Here is a 19,007-nt window from a genome sequence, read left to right as displayed (position 1 = left end):
GCGACCGCCGCCCGGGCGGTCAACGCCCGGGTTCCGGCAGGCCGTCGGTTATCTCGCCGATGGCCTGTTTCATGGCTTCATACCCCATGGCCTGTTCCTGGCGAAAGCCTGACATCACGCCCGTGCAGCCGTCGACGCCGCGCTGCCGCATGTCCAGCATCATGTGCCGGCCTTTGTCTCGGCCCTGCTCGAATACCGGGGCCAGCTGGCCCGCGCTGTAGCCGAACTCGGCCGCATAGCGCCGCAGATTGGCCAGCATGACTTCTTTGTGGCTTGCCAGGGCCTGCGGCGTGGCGCCGCAGGCCTGCGCCGCGCCATTGGTGGCGCCGGACGTGGCGACCAGCTGGTCGAATTCGTTCTGGGCCTGAGCCCGGGCGCCGGGGCCGCCGGCCAGGCAGGCAGCCAGCGCCAGTCCGAAAATCAGTACAGTGCGCATCGCCCGATGATGGCAAGGCCGGGCTACGGCCGTGCACCCGCCGCGGTATCCAGTCGTATCCGTGTGTGCGCGGTTTTTCCAGGGCGCAACGCGGGGCCGGGGCCATTCCCCTTCAAGCGCCGGACTGGCACTATGATGTCGGGTTAACGGGCGACTTCCGCCTGTTTTTGCGTTGGCCTGATCCGGAGAACAAACATGACCATCAAAGTCGGCGACCGCGTGCCCGACGGCACCCTGACCGAATTTTTCGACACCGAAGCGGGCGGCTGCTCGGTTGGTCCCAACAATTTCCAGGTAGCCGACCTGGTAAAAGGCAAGACCATTGCCGTGTTTGCCGTGCCGGGCGCGTTTACGCCCACATGTTCGGCCAAGCACCTGCCGGGCTACGTCGAAAGCGCGCAGGCGCTCAAAGACAAGGGCGTCGACGAAATCTGGTGCGTCGCCGTCAATGATGCCTTCGTGATGGGCGCCTGGGGCCGCGAGCAGAACACCGCCGGCAGGGTGCGCATGTTCGCCGACGGATCGGCGCACTGGACGCGGGCGCTGGGCCTGGAGCTCGACCTCGACGCCCGCGGCATGGGCGTGCGATCGCAGCGCTACTCCGCCCTGTTGCAAGACGGCGTGGTCAAGCAGCTGAACATCGAGGCCCCGGGCAAGTTCGAAGTCAGCGACGCCGCCACGATGTTGTCGCAGATCTAGCGTATTGTTGTGTCTTCGCCGCGCGGCGCACTAAGCGCCTCGCGGCGCCGCCGCTGGGCGGCACCCCTCTGCATTCCCCATGTTGACCACCATATCTTCCTTTTCGTCGCTGTACCTGGCGACACTGCTGATGCTTATCGGCACCGGCCTGTTCAATACATACATGGGGCTGCGGCTGACCGCCGAATCGGTCAGCGAGGTATGGATCGGCGCACTGATCGCCGGCTATTACCTGGGGCTGGTATGCGGCGCCCGCATGGGCCACAAGCTGATCATCCGCGTCGGCCATATCCGCGCCTTCGTGGCGTGCGCCGCCATTTCCACCAGCATGATCCTGGCGCAGATGCTGGTCGACTACATGCCGGTGTGGCTGGTGTTTCGCTTGGTGGCGGGCATTGTCATGGTGACCGAGCTGATGGTCATCGAAAGCTGGTTGAACGAACAAACCGAAAACCACCAGCGCGGCCGGGTGTTTTCCGTGTACATGGTGGTGTCCGGGCTGGGCACCGTGCTGGGGCAGCTGGCATTGACGGCATACGCCACCCTGGACCAGGGCCCCTTGACCCTGGTGGCCGCGTGCATGGTGCTGTGCCTGGTGCCCATTGCAGTGACGGCGCGTTCGCACCCCCCCACGCCGCTGCCCGCGCCGCTGGACCTGCGATTTTTCGTGCAGCGCGTGCCGCTGTCGCTGACGGTGCTGTTCGTGGCGGGCAATCTGTCCGGCGCATTCTATGGCCTGGCCCCGGTATATGCCGCCAAGTTCGGCATGACGACCTCGCAGGCCGCCATATTCGTCGCTGCCGGCGTCACGGCAGGGCTGCTGTCGCAGTGGCCCATGGGTTGGCTGTCCGACCGCATCAACCGTGCCGGGCTGATCCGCTTCAACGCGCTGTTGCTGGTGTTGCTGCCCGTGGCGATGTGGGGCTGGCTGTCGCTGCCGTTCTGGCTGCTGGTGGTCCTGTCGTGCGTATTTGGCGTACTGCAATTCACCCTGTATCCGCTGGGCGCCGCCTTCGCCAACGACCACGTCGAGTCCGAGCGGCGTGTCGGCCTGAGCGCGATTCTGCTGATGACCTACGGCGTGGGCGCATGCCTGGGCCCCATGGTGGCCGGCGTGCTGATGTCCTGGGCGGGGCCCAGCATGTATTACGTATTCGTGTCTGTGTGTGCGTTGATACTGGTGTGGCAAGTGCGCCCTGCGCGCGTTACCGGCGTGCACCAGGTGGACGAGGCGCCCGTGCACTTTGTGCCGCTGCCCGACAACCTGCAAAGCTCGCCGGCCGTCGCGGCGCTCGATCCGCGCGTCGATCCGGATGTGGACGTCACCATGGAAATGGCGACGCCCGAACCCGGGGTTGTGCAGGCGCCGGCGCCGGCGCCCTTTGCCGTGGACGGCCGCGATGGCGATCACTCGGATGCGGCGGACGCCGGGCCGGGCCCGGATCCTGCCGGCGCAGCGCCGGGCGATGAGCCCGACCTGACGCCGCCCGCCCCGCGGCCTGCCGGCGCCTGACGTGGGCCATCCCCGCGCCGCTGCGTCGGCCGCGATTCGACGCATATCGGGTAGGTGTCTGACACCCTTCGGGAGTCAGACACCCACCACAGCCCAAGCCCGGTTTCTGACTGCCGAAAGGTGGCAAAACACTCGCACCAGCACAGCCCCGGTGTCTGACTCCCGAAGGGTGTCAGACACCCACCCACAGTTCCCGCAGTCGCAGCGCGCGCCGACGGGCAGTGTGGGCCTTGCCTAACAATTCCGCCTGTGCGCCTGCCCTCACGGCATCATCAGCATGATGGCCGCCGCCGCCAGCGCCAGCCCCAGCATATTCAGCCGGCTCAAGGGTTCGCGAAACGCCAGCGCGCCCACTACGGTGCCCAGCGCAATCACCCCCATGTTCATGGCCGAGAACACCAGCGCGGGATGATGGGGCAGTTCCTGGTGCGCGCGGATGTAGGTGACGATATTGCCGAAGTTCGCCGCGCCCAGCGCGACGCCGGCGAGCAGGTGGCGCGGCTGCCAGGCGGTACGGCGCAGCAGCAGGTAGCCCGTCATGCAGCATCCGGCCAGCAGGAAAGCAATCAGCAGGGCGCCGGAAAACGCCGCGCCGGCGCGCGCCATCTGCTTGAACAGGATATCGACCGTGCCGTAGGCCAGCCACACGCCCAGCGGCCACACCCACGCGCCAGCCTGCGCCGGCGCGTCGGCTTGCGAGCCGGCCGCACGCCGGCGCAGCACGCAGAACAAGGCCGTGAAAGCCAGGGCGATGGCCGCCGCCTTGCGCGCGGTGACCGATTCGCCAAACAGCAGAAAGGCCGCGAGCAACGGCAAGAACAGCGACAGCCGTTGCGCCGCGTCGCTGCGCACGATGCCCGCGTAGCGTACCGATTGGGCCATCGCCATGAATCCGCAGGGCAATAGCACGCCCAGGACCAGCAGCAGCCACCAGGAAGCGCCGGCCGATTCCAGTTGCGCCCCGGTCGGACGCAAGACCAGCCAGCTCAGCGCGGCGGTTACCGCGTAGTTGGCGGCGATGGCTTGCCGGACGTCGATGGCGTACCGGCGCGCCAGCTTCAAGAGCACCGCCACGGTGACACTGAACGACACGCTGGCCAGCAAGAACAGCAATCCGGGCGCGAGCGGACTCATGTGCGTTCCCCGGTAGCCGCGGCCGGCGTGCCGCCATCGGGCGCCATGCCGAGCCGCTCGAGCAGGCGCTGATCGGCCTGGACCTGAGGATTGCCTGTGGTCAGGAGCTGTTCGCCATAGAACAGCGAGTTCGCCCCGGCCAGGAAACACAACGCCTGCAGCGCTTCGCTCATCGATTCGCGGCCGGCGGAAAGCCGCACGCGCGCACGCGGCATGGTGATGCGCGCGACGGCAATCGTCCGCACGAACTCGAGCGGGTCCAGCGTCGGCGTGCTTTCCAATGGCGTGCCTGCCACTTGCACCAGGTTATTGATGGGCACCGACTCCGGATAGGGATCCAGGCTGGCCAGTTGCGCAATCAGCCCGGCGCGTTCGACGCGCGACTCTCCCATGCCCACGATGCCGCCACAGCAGACTTTCAGGCCGGCGCCGCGCACGTGCTCCAGAGTGTCCAGCCGGTCTTGATATGTGCGGGTGGAGATGATGCTGCCGTAGAACTCTGGCGAGGTGTCCAGGTTGTGGTTGTAGTAGTCCAGCCCGGCCTGCCTGAGCTGTTCGGCCTGGCCTTTTTGCAGCATCCCCAGGGTCACGCATGTTTCCAGCCCCAGCGCCTTCACGGCGCGCACCATTTCCGCAACCTCTTCCAGATGGTGAGGCTTGGGGCTGCGCCACGCCGCACCCATGCAGAACCGTTGCGCACCGGCGGCCTGCGCAGCGCGCGCGGCCCGCACGACTTCGTCGCGCGGCATCAGTTTGCCTGCGGCCACGCCCGTGTCGAAATGGGCCGACTGCGGGCAGTAGGCGCAGTCTTCCGGACACCCCCCGGTTTTGATCGACAGCAGGCTGGACAGCTGGATGGCGTTGGCGTCGAAATGTTCGCGGTGCACCTGCTGGGCGCGAAACAACAGATCGGCGAAGGGCAGTTCGTACAGCGCCAGAACCTGCTCGGGCGCCCAACGCATGGGCAGGCGGGCAGCGGGCCGTCCGATTGCGGACGCGTCAAAAGTCGATATGTGCATGGCATTTCTCCGGTGGCCCCTCGCGGCGGATAGCAAAGCGGGTCAGAAGCGGCGGATCGTAAGAAGCTGCGGCGGCTGAACGCAATATCGAACAATGACGTCGTCTTGGCGGTTGTTATGCGGAAATAGCGCTTTTTAGGGGATTTTGCGCATGCCGCGTTGCCAACCGGTTGTTATCTTGCGGGGCGGAGAACGTCGTCTTTTTTGTATCCAATTGAAACCAACGGGCTAGGGCATGGCGCCTCGCCACCGGAGCCATCATTTTTTCTGATCGCTGGGCTCATCCTTTCCTATTACCGACGCCCAGGCGTACGCGCTTACGATGCATTGCGGCACCTTGCACAACGAGAACAATGAGGGAGACGAGGATGACAAACGGCATTGACGATGCAGCATCCAGGGCGCGCCATGGCCTGCGCGATGGCGGGCGGCGGACGTGGCTGCGGGGCGCCTCGCTGCTGGCTATGCTGCCGCTGGCCGGCGCGGCGCGGGCAAGCGCGTATCCGCAACGGCAATTGAGCATGGTGGTTCCCTTCGTGCCCGGCGGCCCGGTCGACATTGCGGGCCGCGCCCTCAGCGAGCCGCTTGCGCGTCATTTGGGGCAGACCGTCATCGTGATGAACAAGGCCGGGGCTGGGGGGAATATCGGCGCGGAAGAGGTGGCGCGCAGCCAGCCGGACGGGTACACGCTGCTGCTGGCGTTGGACTCCATTCTGACGGTCAACCCGTTTTTTTATCGCCAGCGACCCGGCCAGCGCGCGCCCGCGCTATCGCCCATAGGCATGGTGGGCGAGCTGTCCAGCGTGCTGGTGGTCAATGCCCGGTCGCCGATCAAGACGGCGGCCGACTTCCTGGACTATGGCCGCCGGCACGAACTGACCGCCGGCTCGGGCGGCAACGCCACGGCGGGCCACCTGTACGCCGAGCAGCTCAAGCGCGATTTCGGAGTAAAGCTCACACACGTCCCGTACAAGGGCTTGAGCCCGGCTGTGCAGGATCTGCTCGCAGGCAATATCGACTGCATCGTCGCCCTGATCCCTGGCGTGTTGCCGCACGTCCGTGCGGGCTCATTGCGAGCGCTGGGCCTGACGTCCACGCGTCCGCAGGCATTGTTGCCTGATCTGCAGCCCCTGTCGGAACAGGGGCTGGCCGGATTCTCCGGCGCATCGTGGCTGGCCGTGATGGCGCCCGAAAAAATCGCCCCGGCGGTAGCGGACCAGCTGTCGGCCAACCTATCGACGGCATTGCGCGAGCCCGGCGTCGTCGAACGGCTTCAATCCGTGGGTATCGACCCGTACTACGCGGACGCCGACCAGGTGCGCGCGCGCATCGCTCGCGAAGCCGCGCAATGGTCGACCTTGCTGGGCGCCATGCAACCTTCTTCACCGACTTGAGAGCCCGATGTCCTCGATTACCCGTCCGAATTTCCTGTTTCTCATGGCCGACCAGCTGACGGCATTTGCGTTGCGCATGTATGGCAACGGGGTATGCCGCACGCCGAACCTGGACCGCCTGGCTGCGCGGTCGACGCGCTTTGCCAATACCTACTGCAATTTTCCGTTGTGCGCGCCGTCGCGTGTGGCGATGCTGACGGGCCGCCTGCCAAGCTCGGTAGGGGTGTACGACAACGCGTCGGAGTTTTCTGCCGAGGTGCCGACATTCCTGCATCATCTGGCATTGGCCGGATACTCGACCATTCTGTCGGGCAAGATGCATTTCGTGGGGCCCGACCAGCATCACGGTTTCCAGGAACGGCTGACCACAGACATATACCCGTCGGATTTCGGCTGGACGCCCGACTGGCGCGAAGAAATTCCCATCGCCCCCACGGGCATGAACATGCGCAGTGTGATCGAGGCAGGTGAATGCCGGCGCAGCATGCAGATCGACTACGACGACGACGTCGTCAATCGCGGCGTGCAGAAGATCTATGACCTGGGTCGCCTGCATCGCGACCGGCCGTTCTTCCTGGCCGTGTCCATGACGCATCCCCACAACCCGTACGTTTCCACGCGCGAATTCCTGGACCTGTACCTGCCCGCGGACATCGACATGCCCGCCGTCGCGCCCATCCCTTTTGACCGGCAGGACCCCCACAGCCAGCGCCTGTGGTACATGTTCCGCCAGGACGAATACCCGGTGAGCGACGCACATGTGCACGCGGCGCGCCATGCCTATTACGCGATGGTCAGCTACGTCGATGCGCAGGTTGGCAGGCTGCTGGATGCCTTGCACGCCATGGACCTGGACGACTCCACTGTCGTGGCGTTCACATCCGACCATGGCGACATGCTGGGCGAACGCGGCCTCTGGTACAAGTGGGTGCATTTCGACCCCGCCGTGCGCATCCCGTTGCTGATTTCGGCGCCCGGGCGAGACCAGCCGGCCGTGCGCCACGACCTGGTCTCGCTGGTCGATATATTCCCCACCATCCTGGCCCTGGCAGGCGTGCAAGTCCCCGATGACGCGGTCCATTCCCTGGACGGCCGGTCTCTCGCAGACGGCCTGGGATCGTCGCAGTCGGATCCGGCCGGCCTGGTGTATGGCGAGATGAACGGCGAAGGCGCACACGCGCCCTGCCTGATGGTGCGCGAGGGGTGGTGGAAGCTGATCGTGGCCGAGGCGGACCCCCCGCAGCTGTATCACTTGCAGCAGGATCCGCACGAGCTGCACAACCTGGCCGGCACGCCCGACGTGCGCGAGATCGAACAGCGCCTGCACGAGCTGGCGCAGCGCAAATGGGACGCGGCGCGCCTTCATCAGCAGATCCTCCAGAGCCAGGCGCGCCGCCGGCTGATACAGCAGAGCCGGCTGCAGGGTGATTTTCCGGCGTGGGACTTCCAGCCGTTCACCGATGCAACGCGCCAGTATGTGCGGGCGGGCGCGCAGTCCAGCCCTTCCGTGGTCAAGGGCAAGTTGCGGTACCCGCCCGTGGAGCCCGTACCCGCACAGCATCCGCGCAACGCGCGCACGGAATAAGGAGAACACCATGAAGCGACGCACTTTGCTGCAGGGCGCGTTGGCCGGCGCCGCCTGTATGGGCCTGGGCATGCCGGCGCGCGCCGCGCAGTTTCCCGACCGGCCGCTGCAATGGATTGTGCCGTATCCGCCCGGAGGCGCCACCGATTCCGTGGCGCGCGCGATAGCCGGGCCGATGAGCGGACGCCTGGGCCAACCCGTGGTGATCGTCAACCGGCCCGGGGGCGCTACCAACATCGGCACCGAGGCCGCGATCAAGGCAGCGCCGGATGGCCATACGTTACTGCTTGCCGTGCCGCCGCTGGTGGTCAACCCTGCGTTGTATCCGGAACTCAGCTACCAGCCTTTGCGCGATATGCAGGCCGTGGCCCTGATTGCGCTGAACCCCAACGTGCTGGTCGTACCTGCAGAATCGCCCTATCGCACGCCGCAGCAATTGTTCGAAGCGGCGCAGACGCGTCCCGACACCATCACCATTGCCTCGCCCGGCATCGGCACGGTGCCTCACCTGGTCAGCCTGTTGATCGGCCAGGAAATGAACTTGCGCGTGGTGCCGGTGCCATACAAGGGCAGCGCCGCGCTCATGCCCGACCTGGTCAGCGGCCGCGTCGATGCGGCCATGGACAATCTCTATGCGCAAGTGGCGTCGGTGCGCGCCGGCAGGGTGCGCGCGTTGGCGACGCTGGGCGAGCATCGGTCGCCGTTGCTGCCCGATGTGCCCAGCATGACCGAGCTGGGCTTGAGCAAGCTTGCCGGCATGGGATGGATAGGGGTGGTGGCCCACAGCGGCGTCGAACCTTCGCGCATTGCCACGCTGGAGGCGGCCATCCTGGACGCCGCGCGCGATGCCGAGGTCGCCAGTCGCCTGGAAGCCATGGGCCTGATGGTGGTCGCGCAGGGCCGCGAGCCGTTCCAGCGGCGCCTGGTGGCCGAGGCCGAACTCTGGCAGGGCACGGTCCGTCGCGCGGGGGTGACGCTCGCTTAGCGCCCCGCACGGGTTTGACTTGCCGTGCCGGCGCGTCAGGGGCGTGCCGGTTCCGCCGCCGCATCCGGGCGGCCCGCGCAGATCTCGTGCATCAATACCCGTACTTGCGCGACATCCGCGTGCGGCTCGTGCGAGCGGCGGATGGCCGTGACCAGTTCGCGGTGGAAAGCCGGATTGCAGAGCGGGGCCGCCGACACCAAGCCCTGTTCCATCTCCGGCTGATACACCATCGGCGCCAGCAGCGTGTAGCCTACGCCCTGCGATACCAGGTGCTTGATTTCGGCGATCGAATCCAGCGTGGCATGCTGCTGCAATTCGACGCCCGCGTCGCGGGCATGCGCGTGAATCAGGCGGGTCAGGCCATGCCTGGCGCTGGGCAGTATCAGGGAATACCGCGCCAGGTCGCGAAACGCTATGGGGCGTTGCGGATCCAGCGCGCCGGGCGGGCCGACCAGATCGATCGTATCCACGGCCAATGTCATGGTGTCCAGCTGGCGCAAGGGCTGGATGGCAAACAGCACGCTGATGTCGAGCCGGCCGGATTTCAGCCATTCGAGCAAATGTCCCGACATGCCCTCTACCAGCTCGACGCCGAACGTACATTCTTGCCGCGCGCGTTCAATGAGCTGCCCGGCGAAGGTGCGCGTCATGCCATTGGGTATGCCGATTCTTACGGTACGCCCCGGCTGCGCAGCCCGCGCGTGGCGGCGCTTGAGGTCTTCCACCGCTTTGAGAATGGCAGTCGCATCGCGCAGAACAGCCTCGCCGCTGGGCGTAAGGCGTACGCCGCGCGGCGACCGTTCCAGCAGTTGCGTGCCCAGCTCGTCTTCCAGGGCCTTGATCTGGGCGGTAAGGGCGGGTTGCACGATGTGCAGGGCCGCCGCCGCCCGGGTGATGCTGCGGCGGTGGGCCGTTTCGACAAAGTAGCGAAGTTGGCGTAGTTCCATGGAGGACGGGCCGGCGGGCGCAAGGCGGGAGCCTGCATCGTAGCAAGTCGCGCCCGGCGGGCCCATCAGGTGTATTGCCCATGCGCGGCGATATCCGGCCCGGGCCCCGCGTCAGAACGAGATCTTTGCGCCCAGGCGCAGCGTGCGCGGCGGCGACAGCAGGGCGAAGCCGTCGGCGAAGGTGCCTTGCCAGTAGTCGCGGTCGAACAGGTTGTCCACGTTGGCGTAGAACGTCACGGGCGTGCTGGCGATCCGGGTGGCGTACTTGGCCCCCACGTCCACACGCGTCCATGACGGCATGCGCACATTGTTGGTCGAGTCCAGCCATTGCGGGCCGGTGTAGATGACCCGGCCGTTCAGGCTGAGGCCCTGCACGGGAGTCGCCCATTCCAGCCCCAGGTTGGCCAGCCAGTTGGGCGACCCGTACACCTCGTTGCCCTTCTTGCCGCCGTCCAGATCGGACCGTTGTTCGGAACGCAGGTAAGACACGCCGCCCAGCACGGTCAGCGTGCGAGTCAGCCGGCCGTTGAACATCCACTCCAGGCCCTGGTTGCGTTGTTTGCCCATGGCGAGCCGGTCGCCGGCGTCTTCATAGATCGCGCCGACAAAGTTCTTTTCGACCTGGAAGGCGCTGAAGGTATGCGTGATATCGCCACGGCGCAGCTTGATGCCGAATTCCGCCTGTGTCGATCGGGTGGGCTTGAACGTTTCTCCTTCGTTCAAATATCCGAAGCCCACCGTCTCGCCGGGCTGCAGGCCCTCGGCGTAATTGGCGTAGAACATCGTGTCTTCGCCCCATGGCTTGACCACGATGGCCGCCATGGGCGCCACGCGCGACTCGTCGTAATCCGTGTCGCGCGATTGTCGTACCCGCTGGTAGCGCGCGCCCAGGGTCAACAGCACTTTGTCATTGCCAAAGCCCAGTGTGTCGGCCAGCGCCAGCGAACTCACCAGGTTGTCGTAGCCAGCACCGTCCTTGTGATCCGGGCTGTCGGGAAAGTCCGGCTGGATGGGGTCGTAGATGTTCTGCGGGTATCCCGCATTGGGGCGGTTATAGATATCCTGCTCGTAGCTCCCGAGGTTGCCCGCCAACGTCACAGCATGTGAAATGCCGCCGGTGTTGAAGTTGCCGCGCAGGCCGATTTCGCCCACGCGCGCCTGTTCGATGCTGTCGACGTTGTACACGTATCCGAGCGCCGATCCGTCTTCCCCGGTTACCACCGTGCGGGTGCCGAACATCAGGCCGCGGCCGCGCGAGTTCGACCCGCCGAATGCGGCATATGCCGAGATCGCATCGGTGATGTCGACTTCGCCGCGCAGGGCGAAGCCATGATCGCGTTGCACGCCGCTGGTGCCAAGGAACAGGTTGGACGAGTTATTCGGGGGCGTCACCAGCTTGCCCAGCCGGCTCATCTGGTACATGGCGGGGCTGCCGTTGTGGATATCGTCGCGGCTGCTGTAGGCGTCGACGGACAGGCGCCAGCTCTCGCCGGCGTAGTCCAGACCCAACGCGCCCAGCTCGCGGCCTTTGCGCTGTCCCGACACGCCGGTCTCGCCATTGCCGTATACGGCGTTGAACCGTATGCCCAGGCGCTGCTCGTCGCCGAAGCGGCGCCCGATGTCGACATGCGCCTGGCCGTATCCCTTGGTGATATACGACGTCGTGAGCTCGGTGATGGGCTCGCGGCCCGCCCGCTTGGGCACCAGGTTGATCGTCCCGCCCAGGCTGGACGTCGGCGGCAGGCCGTTCAGCGTTGTGCTCGGGCCGCGCAGCACTTCCACGCGCTCGATGAACTCCACCGGCACGTGTGCGAACGGCATTACGCCGAACAGGCCGTTAAAGCCCATGTCGGCGCCGTCCACGTTCATGCCGCGAATGGTGAAATGCTCGTACATGTGTCCGTTGTTGGTCGTGGTGCGCACCGATGGGTCGCTCAGGAGCACATCGCCCACGGTCCGCGCCTGCTGTTCCTGGATCAGCTGGGACGTATACGACGTGGTGCTGAAAGGCGTATCCATCGTGCTCCGGTTGCCCAGGATGCCCAGCCTGGATCCCGCGGCCACCTGGCCGCCGGGGGCGGGGGCGGGCAGGGCTTCCGGGTCGGCCTGGCCCTGCACGGTGATAGGCGACAGCACGGCCGGCGAGGACTGGGCGCTTGCGATGATGGGCAAGGACATTGCCGCGCACAGCCATAGTGAAGACGGCGCGCGGCGCACGAGCACAGCTTTTGTTTTCATATTTCGCAGGTCGAAGGTAGTGACGGTTCGGCGGCAGGGGCGGGAAAAATGCGCGCCCCTTGCCGGTATCGCGCGCGGGCGCGCACCGCCAGCCAGCCCAGCAGGCCGGCTGCGATGGTGAAGAAGGCGTCCACGAATGCCAGCGCCGGCACGTATGCCGTTGGCGGCTGGGCGAAGATGAACCACAGGGCGTTGGAGGCCGGCACCAGCGCGCTCAGGGCCGCTGCGCCCCATAGCAGGCCGGCAGAAGCCCGCGCCGCGCCCTGGCGGAAGGCCAGCACAAGATACAGGCAGAAGACGGCGTAATAGGCATAGCGTGCCGCCATGGCCTGGCCATCGGCCGCAAGCGCCAGCCAGCGCCCGGCCGACAGGCTGGCCGAAAGCCCGGCCACGCATCCCAGGCAGGCGCCCACCGTAAGCGAAGCCAGCCAGCGGACATGGCGGGGCTGTACGGCGGGGGGCTGGCCCGGGCGGCGCTTTTTCAGCCGGGCCTCGATCCACAGCAGATTGCCGGAATAGAACACCAGCGCTCCCAGCATGCCGAGCACCACATACAGGATGCGCACGGGCAGGCCGCCAAAGTTGCCGAAGTGCAGCGCAAAGAAGCTGCTCAAGGTTGCGGCCGTAGCGGTCTGCCGGCCCGGCAGATAGGTCGTGGCCCCCAGTTCGCCGGTGTATTGGTCGATGAGCGCGTAGCCCGCGCGGCCATCGCGCAGAAAGTACCGGTCGTCGGTGCCGGCAACGCGCACCCCGGCCTCTTTCACGCCCGCGTCGCCGATGCGATACATCAGGGCCTGGGGGCGGAAGCCCGGCGCCTCTTGCCGCAGGCGGGCAAGCAGCTCGGAGGGAGGCAGGGCTTGCCGGGCCTCCGAGGGGCCATCCGGCGGCGCGGCGAGATCGGCGGCATAGGGGTCCTGGCCTGGCGGATAGATCAGGTGCGACTGGGCCGAGTAGATCCATCCATGCAAGCCGAACACCGCGGCAGTCAGCGCCATCACCAGGTGAAACGGCAGGCTGGTGATTCCCAGCATGTTGTGCGCATCCAGCCACATGCGCTTCACGTTGTGAGAAATGCGCAGCAGAAAAAGGTCTTTGACCAGCGATGGCAGCAGCGCCACCACGCCCGATATCAATGCCACGGCATAGAGCAGGCTAATGATGCCTATCACGGGTTCAGCGGTGTGAGGGTCAGTGGGCAGACCGCCCGTGCGGTGCAGGTCGTCGACGAAATCCCCGACGGTGGGGCCGCTGCGCAGGTCGGCGCCTGCCGCCACCGCGTCGATGTGCCGAAGCTTGCCCTCGCCATCCAGATAAGCCAGGCGGTGTTCGCCCTGCGCCGTGTAATAGATTCGCGCGGCCGGATCGACGGCATGGGGCAGGGCCAAGACCACTTGCCCTGCGCCGGGCGCCTGCCGGTCGAATGCCGCTGCCAGCGCGTCGATATCGGCGCGGCCCGCCGGCAACGACTGCCCGGCCTGCGTCCACATGGCGATCTCGGGCTTGAATATCGCCAGCGCGCCTGCGTAGAACGCGATAAACAACACAATGCTGGACAGAATGCCTGTCCAGGTATGCACGATCTTGAACTTGCGGACGATTTCTGCACTGACTGCCATGTCCGCCTTATCCGATGATGCCGTAGAAAATCACTGCCGCGACCGCGCTGGCGATCAGCAAGCCCAGCCAGCAACGCACGCGGGTGCGCGCCAGAAACGCAAGCGAGATGACGGCAACCCACACCGGCACGACGCTCCACATGGCGACCTGATACTGCGCAGGGTCTTGCCCATCGCCCAGCAGGGCGTTCAGGCATCCGCTGACCAGAACCGCCAAGGGAAACCCCAGCACGGCGCCCACCAGTCCGTGATGCAGCAGCATCATGCCGGATGCCGCCGCCGGCTTGCGCGGCGCGCGGGCGCGAGACGCCTCAAGACTCATGGCGATTCCGCGCAGATGGACGACGCGAACGATTGCGATAGCCCAGCAATGCCGACACCACCGCAATTCCGGCCATCAGGTACAGCGCTGCCACCGATATTGCCACGGCAAGCGACAGATCGCGGCACAGTGCGGCGATGGCGCACACGACCAGCAGCGCCGTCAACGGCCATCCTATGGCGGCGGGGATGCGCGGCGCAGCCCTTTCAGTTGAAAGATTGGCGAGTACGCAGGCCAGCGCAAGCGCCGGCAGGCTGACCGGGCCCAGCAAATTCAAAAACATAATCGATATGAGAACCAATCTTATTAAAAATTTGGCAGGACTCTATCGGTTGCTGGTGCACGAGTCAATGCATTGATGCCGAAAGTGCCGCATGGTGAACAGCCGTGAACAGCCGGCAAGGGGCTTGCGTGCTGGGCGCGCCTGTATGGGGCGCGCAGGACGTGCTCTGGGCAGATGGCCTGATTCCGAGAACCGGAACGGAAGACGAAAAACAAAAAGGGCTAGCGAGATCGCTAACCCTTTTTGCTGAATTCTTTGGCGGAGCGGACGGGACTCGAACCCGCGACCCCCGGCGTGACAGGCCGGTATTCTAACCAACTGAACTACCGCTCCGCAGCGGTTTACTACTAGCCAGAAATTCTGGCGTCCCCTAGGGGATTCGAACCCCTGTACTCACCGTGAAAGGGTGATGTCCTAGGCCTCTAGACGAAGGGGACTTGGACTTACTGCGTTACTGCTACTTCGCCTCGACTGGTGGAGGTAAGCGGGATCGAACCGCTGACCTCTTGCATGCCATGCAAGCGCTCTCCCAGCTGAGCTATACCCCCGTATCCCTGAACACTACCTGCAAACCCCGGTGTTTTCGCACCGTTTCTTGCCGGTTTTGTTTAGTGCCGTTGGCGAAGAAACGAGATTATGCACGAGTTTTTTTTCGTGTGCAAGTCGGGCCAAGAAAAATGTGAACGCGTTGCAAAAAAGGCCGTGTGTGCAGACCACAACCCGATGCTTCACGCGCGAATTTTGCGCCGCCCCAATGCGGCTGCGGCGATCAGCCCCGCTGCGATCAATGCCAGCACCGGCGTATCGCCAAAGCGTGCGTAGGGCGTCAGCCCCGTCATGCCTTGTACGGATACCGGCATGATGCCCGCCTGGTGCGGCGGCAGCTGTGCGGCCACGCGGCCGCGCGCATCGATCGCCGCAGTGATGCCGGTGTTGGTGGCGGCCAGCATGGGCCGTGCGGTTTCCTGCGCGCGCATGCGGCCGATCTGCAAGTGCTGGCGCAGCGCCCAGGTATTGCCGAACCAGCCCAGGTTGCTGACGTTGGCCAGGATGGTGGCGCCCGGCTCGCCCTGCGGGCCGGGCCGCAGGGCGGGCAGCAATTCAATGCCGAACAGGTCTTCGTAGCAGATATTGAAGGCCACGTACTGGCCGCCCACCGCAAAGGGCGCCTGGCGGCGTTCGCCGCGATCGAAGTCGCCCAGGGGGATGTCCAGCATGTCGACAAACCAGCGGAACCCCGGCGGCACGTATTCGCCCCAGGGCACCAGGTGTCGTTTGTCGTAGCGCAGCGCGGTCGTGCCGGTACGCAGTTGCTCGAGCGGCGTATCGCGGTCAAAGCCGATGACGCTGTTGGTGTAATGCACTTTGCCGTCGGCGCCGGCGGCGCGCAGCGGCACGCCCATGGCGATGACGGCCTGGTTGCGCGCGGCGACGGTGCGCCAGGCTTGCCAGACGCGCGGATCGAGCTGGTCCTGGAAGACGGGCAGCACGGTTTCCGGCAGGATGATCAGGTCGGCAGCCGGCGCGGGCAAGGACGCCAGTTCAAGGTGGCGCCGCAGTCCCGTTTCCATCAGCGCGGGGTCGAACTTCTGCGACTGCTCGACGTTGCCTTGCACCAGCCGCACCTGCAGCGGCGTGCCGCTGGGTTGCGACCACGAGATGCCGGCCAGGGGCCAGCCCGCGATGGCCAGCGCCAGGGCCAGCGCGCAGGCCAGGCCGCGCCGGGTGTCATGGCGGCGCAGGTGCCCCGAACTGCGCACGACTTGCCACAACCCCGCCAGGGCGGCGGCCAGGAAAGCGGCCAACAGGGCCAGGCCGTGCACGCCCAGCAGGGGCGCCCATCCGGCCAGGGGGCTGTCGACGTGCGCATAGCCGATGTTCAGCCACGGAAATCCGGTCAGTACCGTGGCGCGCAGCCATTCGAACAGGCCCCACGCCGACGCCCAGCCCATGGCAGTGATCAGCAGCCGCCGCGCGGGCGCGGGATCGGGGTCGCCCGGTTGGGCCGGCGGGCACAGCCAGCGCGCCAGCACGCACGCGACCGCCGGAAACAGCGCCAGGAAGGCCGACAGCGCCAGGACGCCGGCCACCGCCAGCGGCGCTGCCAGACCGCCGTAACGGTGCAGGCTGACGAAGATCCAGTAAAGCCCCAGGGAATAGGTGGCGAAACTGAACAGCCAGCCGCGCAGCAGGGCCTGACGCAGGCCCGGCGCCTGTAGCGTGGCATGCGCCACGCAGGCCAGCGCCACGATCTGCACGAATGCCAGCGCAAACGCGGGCAGAGGCCCCGGCGCGAATGTCAGTGCGTGTGCCGCGCCCGCGGCGACCAGGGCCGGTGCGGCCCAGCGCGAGTGCCGGCCGGCGCTCATGTGCCGGTATTGGCCATGTCGGCGTCGGGCGTGGCCGGGGCCTGGGTGCGCTTGGCGCGCAGCCACAGGGCGCGGCGCGCATCGGCGCGGATGACCTCGATCAGCATGTCGCGGTGCACGGCGCTGTCGCCGCGGCGCGGAATGCGTCCGAGCTGCCCGCCGAGCCAGCCGCCTACGCTGTCGTATTCGTCATCGGGCAGATCGGTGGCGAACGTTTCGTTGAAATGGCTGATTTCGGTGGTGGCCATCAGGCGCCACTGGTTTTCGCCTTCGGGAAAGATGCTTTGCTCGTCGTCGTCGTCGAATTCATCTTCGATATCGCCGACGATCTGCTCCAGCACGTCTTCCATGGTGACTAGGCCCGAAATGCCGCCGTGCTCGTCAATGACGATGGCCAGGTGATTGTGGCTGGCGCGGAAGTCGCGCAGCAGCACGTTCAGGCGCTTGGCTTCGGGAATGAACACCGCGGGGCGGATCAGCGAACGCAGCTCGATGCCGGGTTCGAGCATGCCGCGCAGCAGGTCTTTGGCCAGCAGGATGCCGATGATGTTGTCGCGGTCGTCTTCATACACCGGAAACCGCGAGTGAGCGGTTTCGATGACGAAGGCCAATTGCTGGGGCAGGGGCTGAGCGACGTCGAGCAGATCCATGCGCGACCGCGGCACCATGATGTCGGCGACAGTGCGCTCGGACATGGCGAGCGCGCCTTTGATCATTCCGTACGATTCGACGTCGATCAAGTCGCGGTCGTGGGCGGCTTCGAGGACGGCCTTGATGCCTTCGCGGTCTTCGGGCTCGCGCCGCACGAGGCCCAGGATGCGGTCTAGCAGGGATTTGGTGGCGGGTTTTTGGTCGCGCGCGTGGGGCGCGTCAGTACTAGGGTAAGGGTCAGACATCGTCCGGACGGACAAGTTACGGAAGGATCAGCATAACCGAATATCGGCTGCTAATTGTTACGGCGCGGCCCCAGGCCCGGTCAGGCATAGGGATCGGCGATGCGCATGCCGGCCAGAATGGCGGTTTCCAGGGTTTCCATGCGGCGGGCATCGCGCGCCTTGATGTGGTCGTAGCCGAGCGCGTGCAGCACGCCATGAACCGTCAGGTGGGCGGCGTGGTGCAGCAGCGGCTTGCCCTGTTCGCGGGCCTCGCGCGCCAGGACGGGCACGCAGATGACGACATCGCCACGAGCCGTGCCGGCAGGGTCGGTGCCGTACTCGAAGGTGAGCACGTTGGTGGCGTAGTCGCGGCCGCGATAGGCCAGGTTCAGGCGGCGGCCTTCGGCCTGGCCTACCAGCCGCACGCTGAGCTCGGCCCGCTCGAAGCACGCCAGGCCGTCGCCCGCGGCGCCGTCCAGCGCCCGGCGTGCCCAGCGGCGCAGCCGCCAGCGCGGCAGCCGCGGCTCATTGATGCCGTACTGCACCGACAGGGAAAGTTCAGGACTCATCCTCGGCCGCACGATCGTATGCATCGACAATGCGCGCCACCAGCGGGTGGCGCACGACATCGCGGCTGGTAAAGCGCGTGGTGGCAATGCCCTGCACGTCTTCGAGCACGCGCACGGCGTGCGCCAGCCCGCTTTGCTGGCCGCGCGGCAGGTCAACCTGCGACGGGTCGCCCGTGATGACCGCCTTGCTGCCGAAGCCGATGCGGGTCAGGAACATTTTCATCTGTTCCGGCGTGGTGTTCTGGGCCTCGTCCAGGATGACGAACGCATTGTTGAGCGTGCGCCCGCGCATATAGGCCAGCGGCGCGATCTCGATGGTTTGCTTTTCGAACAGGCGCTGCACCTTGTCGAAGCCCATCAGGTCGTACAGGGCGTCGTACAGCGGGCGCAGGTAGGGGTCGACCTTCTGGGCCAGGTCGCCGGGCAGGAAGCCCAGGCGCTCGCCGGCTTCGACCGCCGGACGTGTCAGCACCAGGCGCTGCACCGAGTCGCGTTCCATGGCGTCGATGGCGCATGCCACGGCGAGCCAGGTCTTGCCGGTGCCGGCCGGGCCGATGCCGAAGGTGATGTCGTGCTTGAGAATGTTGTCGAGGTAGTCGCGTTGGCGCGGCGTACGCGGACGCAGGTCGCTGCGCCGGGTGCGCAGCACGATGGCGTCGCCATCGGCGCCATCGACGCCCGCGGCGTCGGGCAGGGCGGCGGGATCGATACCGCGAGCATCGACCGGCGGCGCATCGCGGCCCACGCCCATTTCGACCAGCCCCAGCTGGATGTCTTCGACCGACAGGGCGCGATGCACGGCCTGGTCATGGAAGCGGCGCAGGGCGCGGCCGGCCAGCTCGGCGCGTTCGCCCTCCAGCGTGATCCGGCTGCCGCGCCGCGCCAGGCTGACGCCCATGCCATCGGCGAGCTGGCGCAGGTTTTCGTCCAGCGGCCCGCACAGGTTGGCCAGGTGGGTGTTATCGCCCTCGAGGTGGACGACGGCGGGCAGGGTGCGGCGGGTGCGGCGAGTGGGTGCCATGC

17 protein-coding genes and 3 tRNA genes are annotated in these 19,007 nt (G+C 66.4%); 5 read left to right on the top strand and 15 right to left on the bottom strand.

Annotated elements, in window-relative coordinates; genetic code table 11:
* Window positions 1–19 precede the first annotated feature (19 nt).
* Entirely contained in the window at window positions 20–436 is a 417-nt protein-coding gene (locus CAL19_RS13900) for a hypothetical protein (protein ID WP_094797081.1), read from the bottom strand.
* Window positions 437–631: 195 nt separating this feature from the next.
* Between CAL19_RS13900 and CAL19_RS13895 the strand changes: the two genes are divergently transcribed.
* A complete protein-coding gene (locus CAL19_RS13895; RefSeq protein WP_026639732.1) occupies window positions 632–1,135 on the top strand; it encodes a peroxiredoxin in 504 nt (167 codons plus the stop codon).
* Window positions 1,136–1,214: 79 nt separating this feature from the next.
* The gene (locus tag CAL19_RS13890) at window positions 1,215–2,648 is read left to right on the top strand and encodes an MFS transporter (RefSeq protein WP_081745706.1); all 1,434 of its coding nucleotides are present in this window, start codon (window positions 1,215–1,217) and stop codon (window positions 2,646–2,648) included.
* A 261-nt stretch (window positions 2,649–2,909) separates the two neighbouring features.
* Here the strand turns inward: CAL19_RS13890 and CAL19_RS13885 are convergent, their stop codons facing one another.
* Together CAL19_RS13885 and bioB are read right to left on the bottom strand one after the other, a co-directional pair.
* Complete coding sequence (locus CAL19_RS13885) at window positions 2,910–3,782, bottom strand: hypothetical protein (RefSeq protein WP_094797080.1); 873 nt, start codon at window positions 3,780–3,782, stop codon at window positions 2,910–2,912.
* Window positions 3,779–4,744: a biotin synthase BioB gene (gene bioB / locus CAL19_RS13880; RefSeq protein WP_094797187.1), complete on the bottom strand. Its 966-nt coding sequence runs from the start codon at window positions 4,742–4,744 to the stop codon at window positions 3,779–3,781. Before bioB ends, CAL19_RS13885 begins: the two co-directional genes overlap by 4 nt.
* 425 nt (window positions 4,745–5,169) lie before the next feature.
* On the opposite strand from bioB, the gene CAL19_RS13875 reads away from it, so the two are divergent.
* The 3 genes from CAL19_RS13875 to CAL19_RS13865 are packed head-to-tail and all read left to right on the top strand — an operon-like array spanning window position 5,170 to window position 8,765.
* Entirely contained in the window at window positions 5,170–6,195 is a 1,026-nt protein-coding gene (locus CAL19_RS13875) for a Bug family tripartite tricarboxylate transporter substrate binding protein (RefSeq protein ID WP_094797079.1), read from the top strand.
* A gap of 7 nt (window positions 6,196–6,202) precedes the next feature.
* Entirely contained in the window at window positions 6,203–7,780 is a 1,578-nt protein-coding gene (betC, locus tag CAL19_RS13870; RefSeq protein ID WP_094797078.1) for a choline-sulfatase, read from the top strand.
* A gap of 10 nt (window positions 7,781–7,790) precedes the next feature.
* Window positions 7,791–8,765, top strand: a complete 975-nt coding sequence (locus CAL19_RS13865; protein WP_026639727.1) for a Bug family tripartite tricarboxylate transporter substrate binding protein — start codon at window positions 7,791–7,793, stop codon at window positions 8,763–8,765.
* Window positions 8,766–8,800: 35 nt separating this feature from the next.
* Here CAL19_RS13865 and CAL19_RS13860 read toward each other — a convergent pair whose 3' ends face one another.
* The 12 genes from CAL19_RS13860 to CAL19_RS13805 form a co-directional block, all read right to left on the bottom strand.
* A complete protein-coding gene (locus CAL19_RS13860; protein WP_026639726.1) occupies window positions 8,801–9,712 on the bottom strand; it encodes a LysR family transcriptional regulator in 912 nt (303 codons plus the stop codon).
* Window positions 9,713–9,823: 111 nt separating this feature from the next.
* A complete protein-coding gene (locus CAL19_RS13855) occupies window positions 9,824–11,950 on the bottom strand; it encodes a TonB-dependent receptor (RefSeq protein ID WP_170941535.1) in 2,127 nt (708 codons plus the stop codon).
* Complete coding sequence (locus CAL19_RS13850; RefSeq protein ID WP_094797076.1) at window positions 11,947–13,566, bottom strand: PepSY-associated TM helix domain-containing protein; 1,620 nt, start codon at window positions 13,564–13,566, stop codon at window positions 11,947–11,949. Before CAL19_RS13850 ends, CAL19_RS13855 begins: the two co-directional genes overlap by 4 nt.
* Before the next feature lie 7 nt (window positions 13,567–13,573).
* On the bottom strand, window positions 13,574–13,888 hold the full coding sequence (locus CAL19_RS13845) for a hypothetical protein (RefSeq protein WP_051423762.1): 315 nt from the start codon (window positions 13,886–13,888) through the stop codon (window positions 13,574–13,576).
* Window positions 13,878–14,171, bottom strand: coding sequence for a hypothetical protein (locus tag CAL19_RS13840; RefSeq protein WP_026639724.1), 294 nt, complete (start codon window positions 14,169–14,171; stop codon window positions 13,878–13,880). The genes CAL19_RS13845 and CAL19_RS13840 overlap by 11 nt, the downstream gene beginning before the upstream one ends.
* Before the next feature lie 256 nt (window positions 14,172–14,427).
* Window positions 14,428–14,504, bottom strand: a tRNA-Asp gene (locus CAL19_RS13835).
* 28 nt (window positions 14,505–14,532) lie between these two features.
* Window positions 14,533–14,608: transfer RNA gene (locus CAL19_RS13830), tRNA-Glu, on the bottom strand.
* Window positions 14,609–14,643: 35 nt separating this feature from the next.
* A tRNA-Ala gene (locus CAL19_RS13825) sits at window positions 14,644–14,719 on the bottom strand.
* A gap of 180 nt (window positions 14,720–14,899) precedes the next feature.
* Window positions 14,900–16,540, bottom strand: coding sequence for an apolipoprotein N-acyltransferase (gene lnt / locus CAL19_RS13820; RefSeq protein WP_094797075.1), 1,641 nt, complete (start codon window positions 16,538–16,540; stop codon window positions 14,900–14,902).
* Window positions 16,537–17,436, bottom strand: coding sequence for an HlyC/CorC family transporter (locus CAL19_RS13815; protein ID WP_094797074.1), 900 nt, complete (start codon window positions 17,434–17,436; stop codon window positions 16,537–16,539). Before CAL19_RS13815 ends, lnt begins: the two co-directional genes overlap by 4 nt.
* A gap of 80 nt (window positions 17,437–17,516) precedes the next feature.
* Window positions 17,517–17,984 (bottom strand): rRNA maturation RNase YbeY, encoded by a 468-nt coding sequence (gene ybeY / locus CAL19_RS13810; protein ID WP_094797073.1) that lies wholly within the window; start codon window positions 17,982–17,984, stop codon window positions 17,517–17,519.
* Window positions 17,974–19,005 (bottom strand): PhoH family protein, encoded by a 1,032-nt coding sequence (locus CAL19_RS13805; protein WP_094797072.1) that lies wholly within the window; start codon window positions 19,003–19,005, stop codon window positions 17,974–17,976. The genes ybeY and CAL19_RS13805 overlap by 11 nt, the downstream gene beginning before the upstream one ends.
* Window positions 19,006–19,007 lie beyond the last annotated feature (2 nt).

Source organism: Bordetella genomosp. 7 (assembly GCF_002261265.1).
GTDB lineage: Bacteria > Pseudomonadota > Gammaproteobacteria > Burkholderiales > Burkholderiaceae_B > Bordetella_A.
The sequence above is the reverse complement of the archived record's forward strand: the minus strand, read 5'-3'. Positions and strand labels throughout refer to the sequence as shown.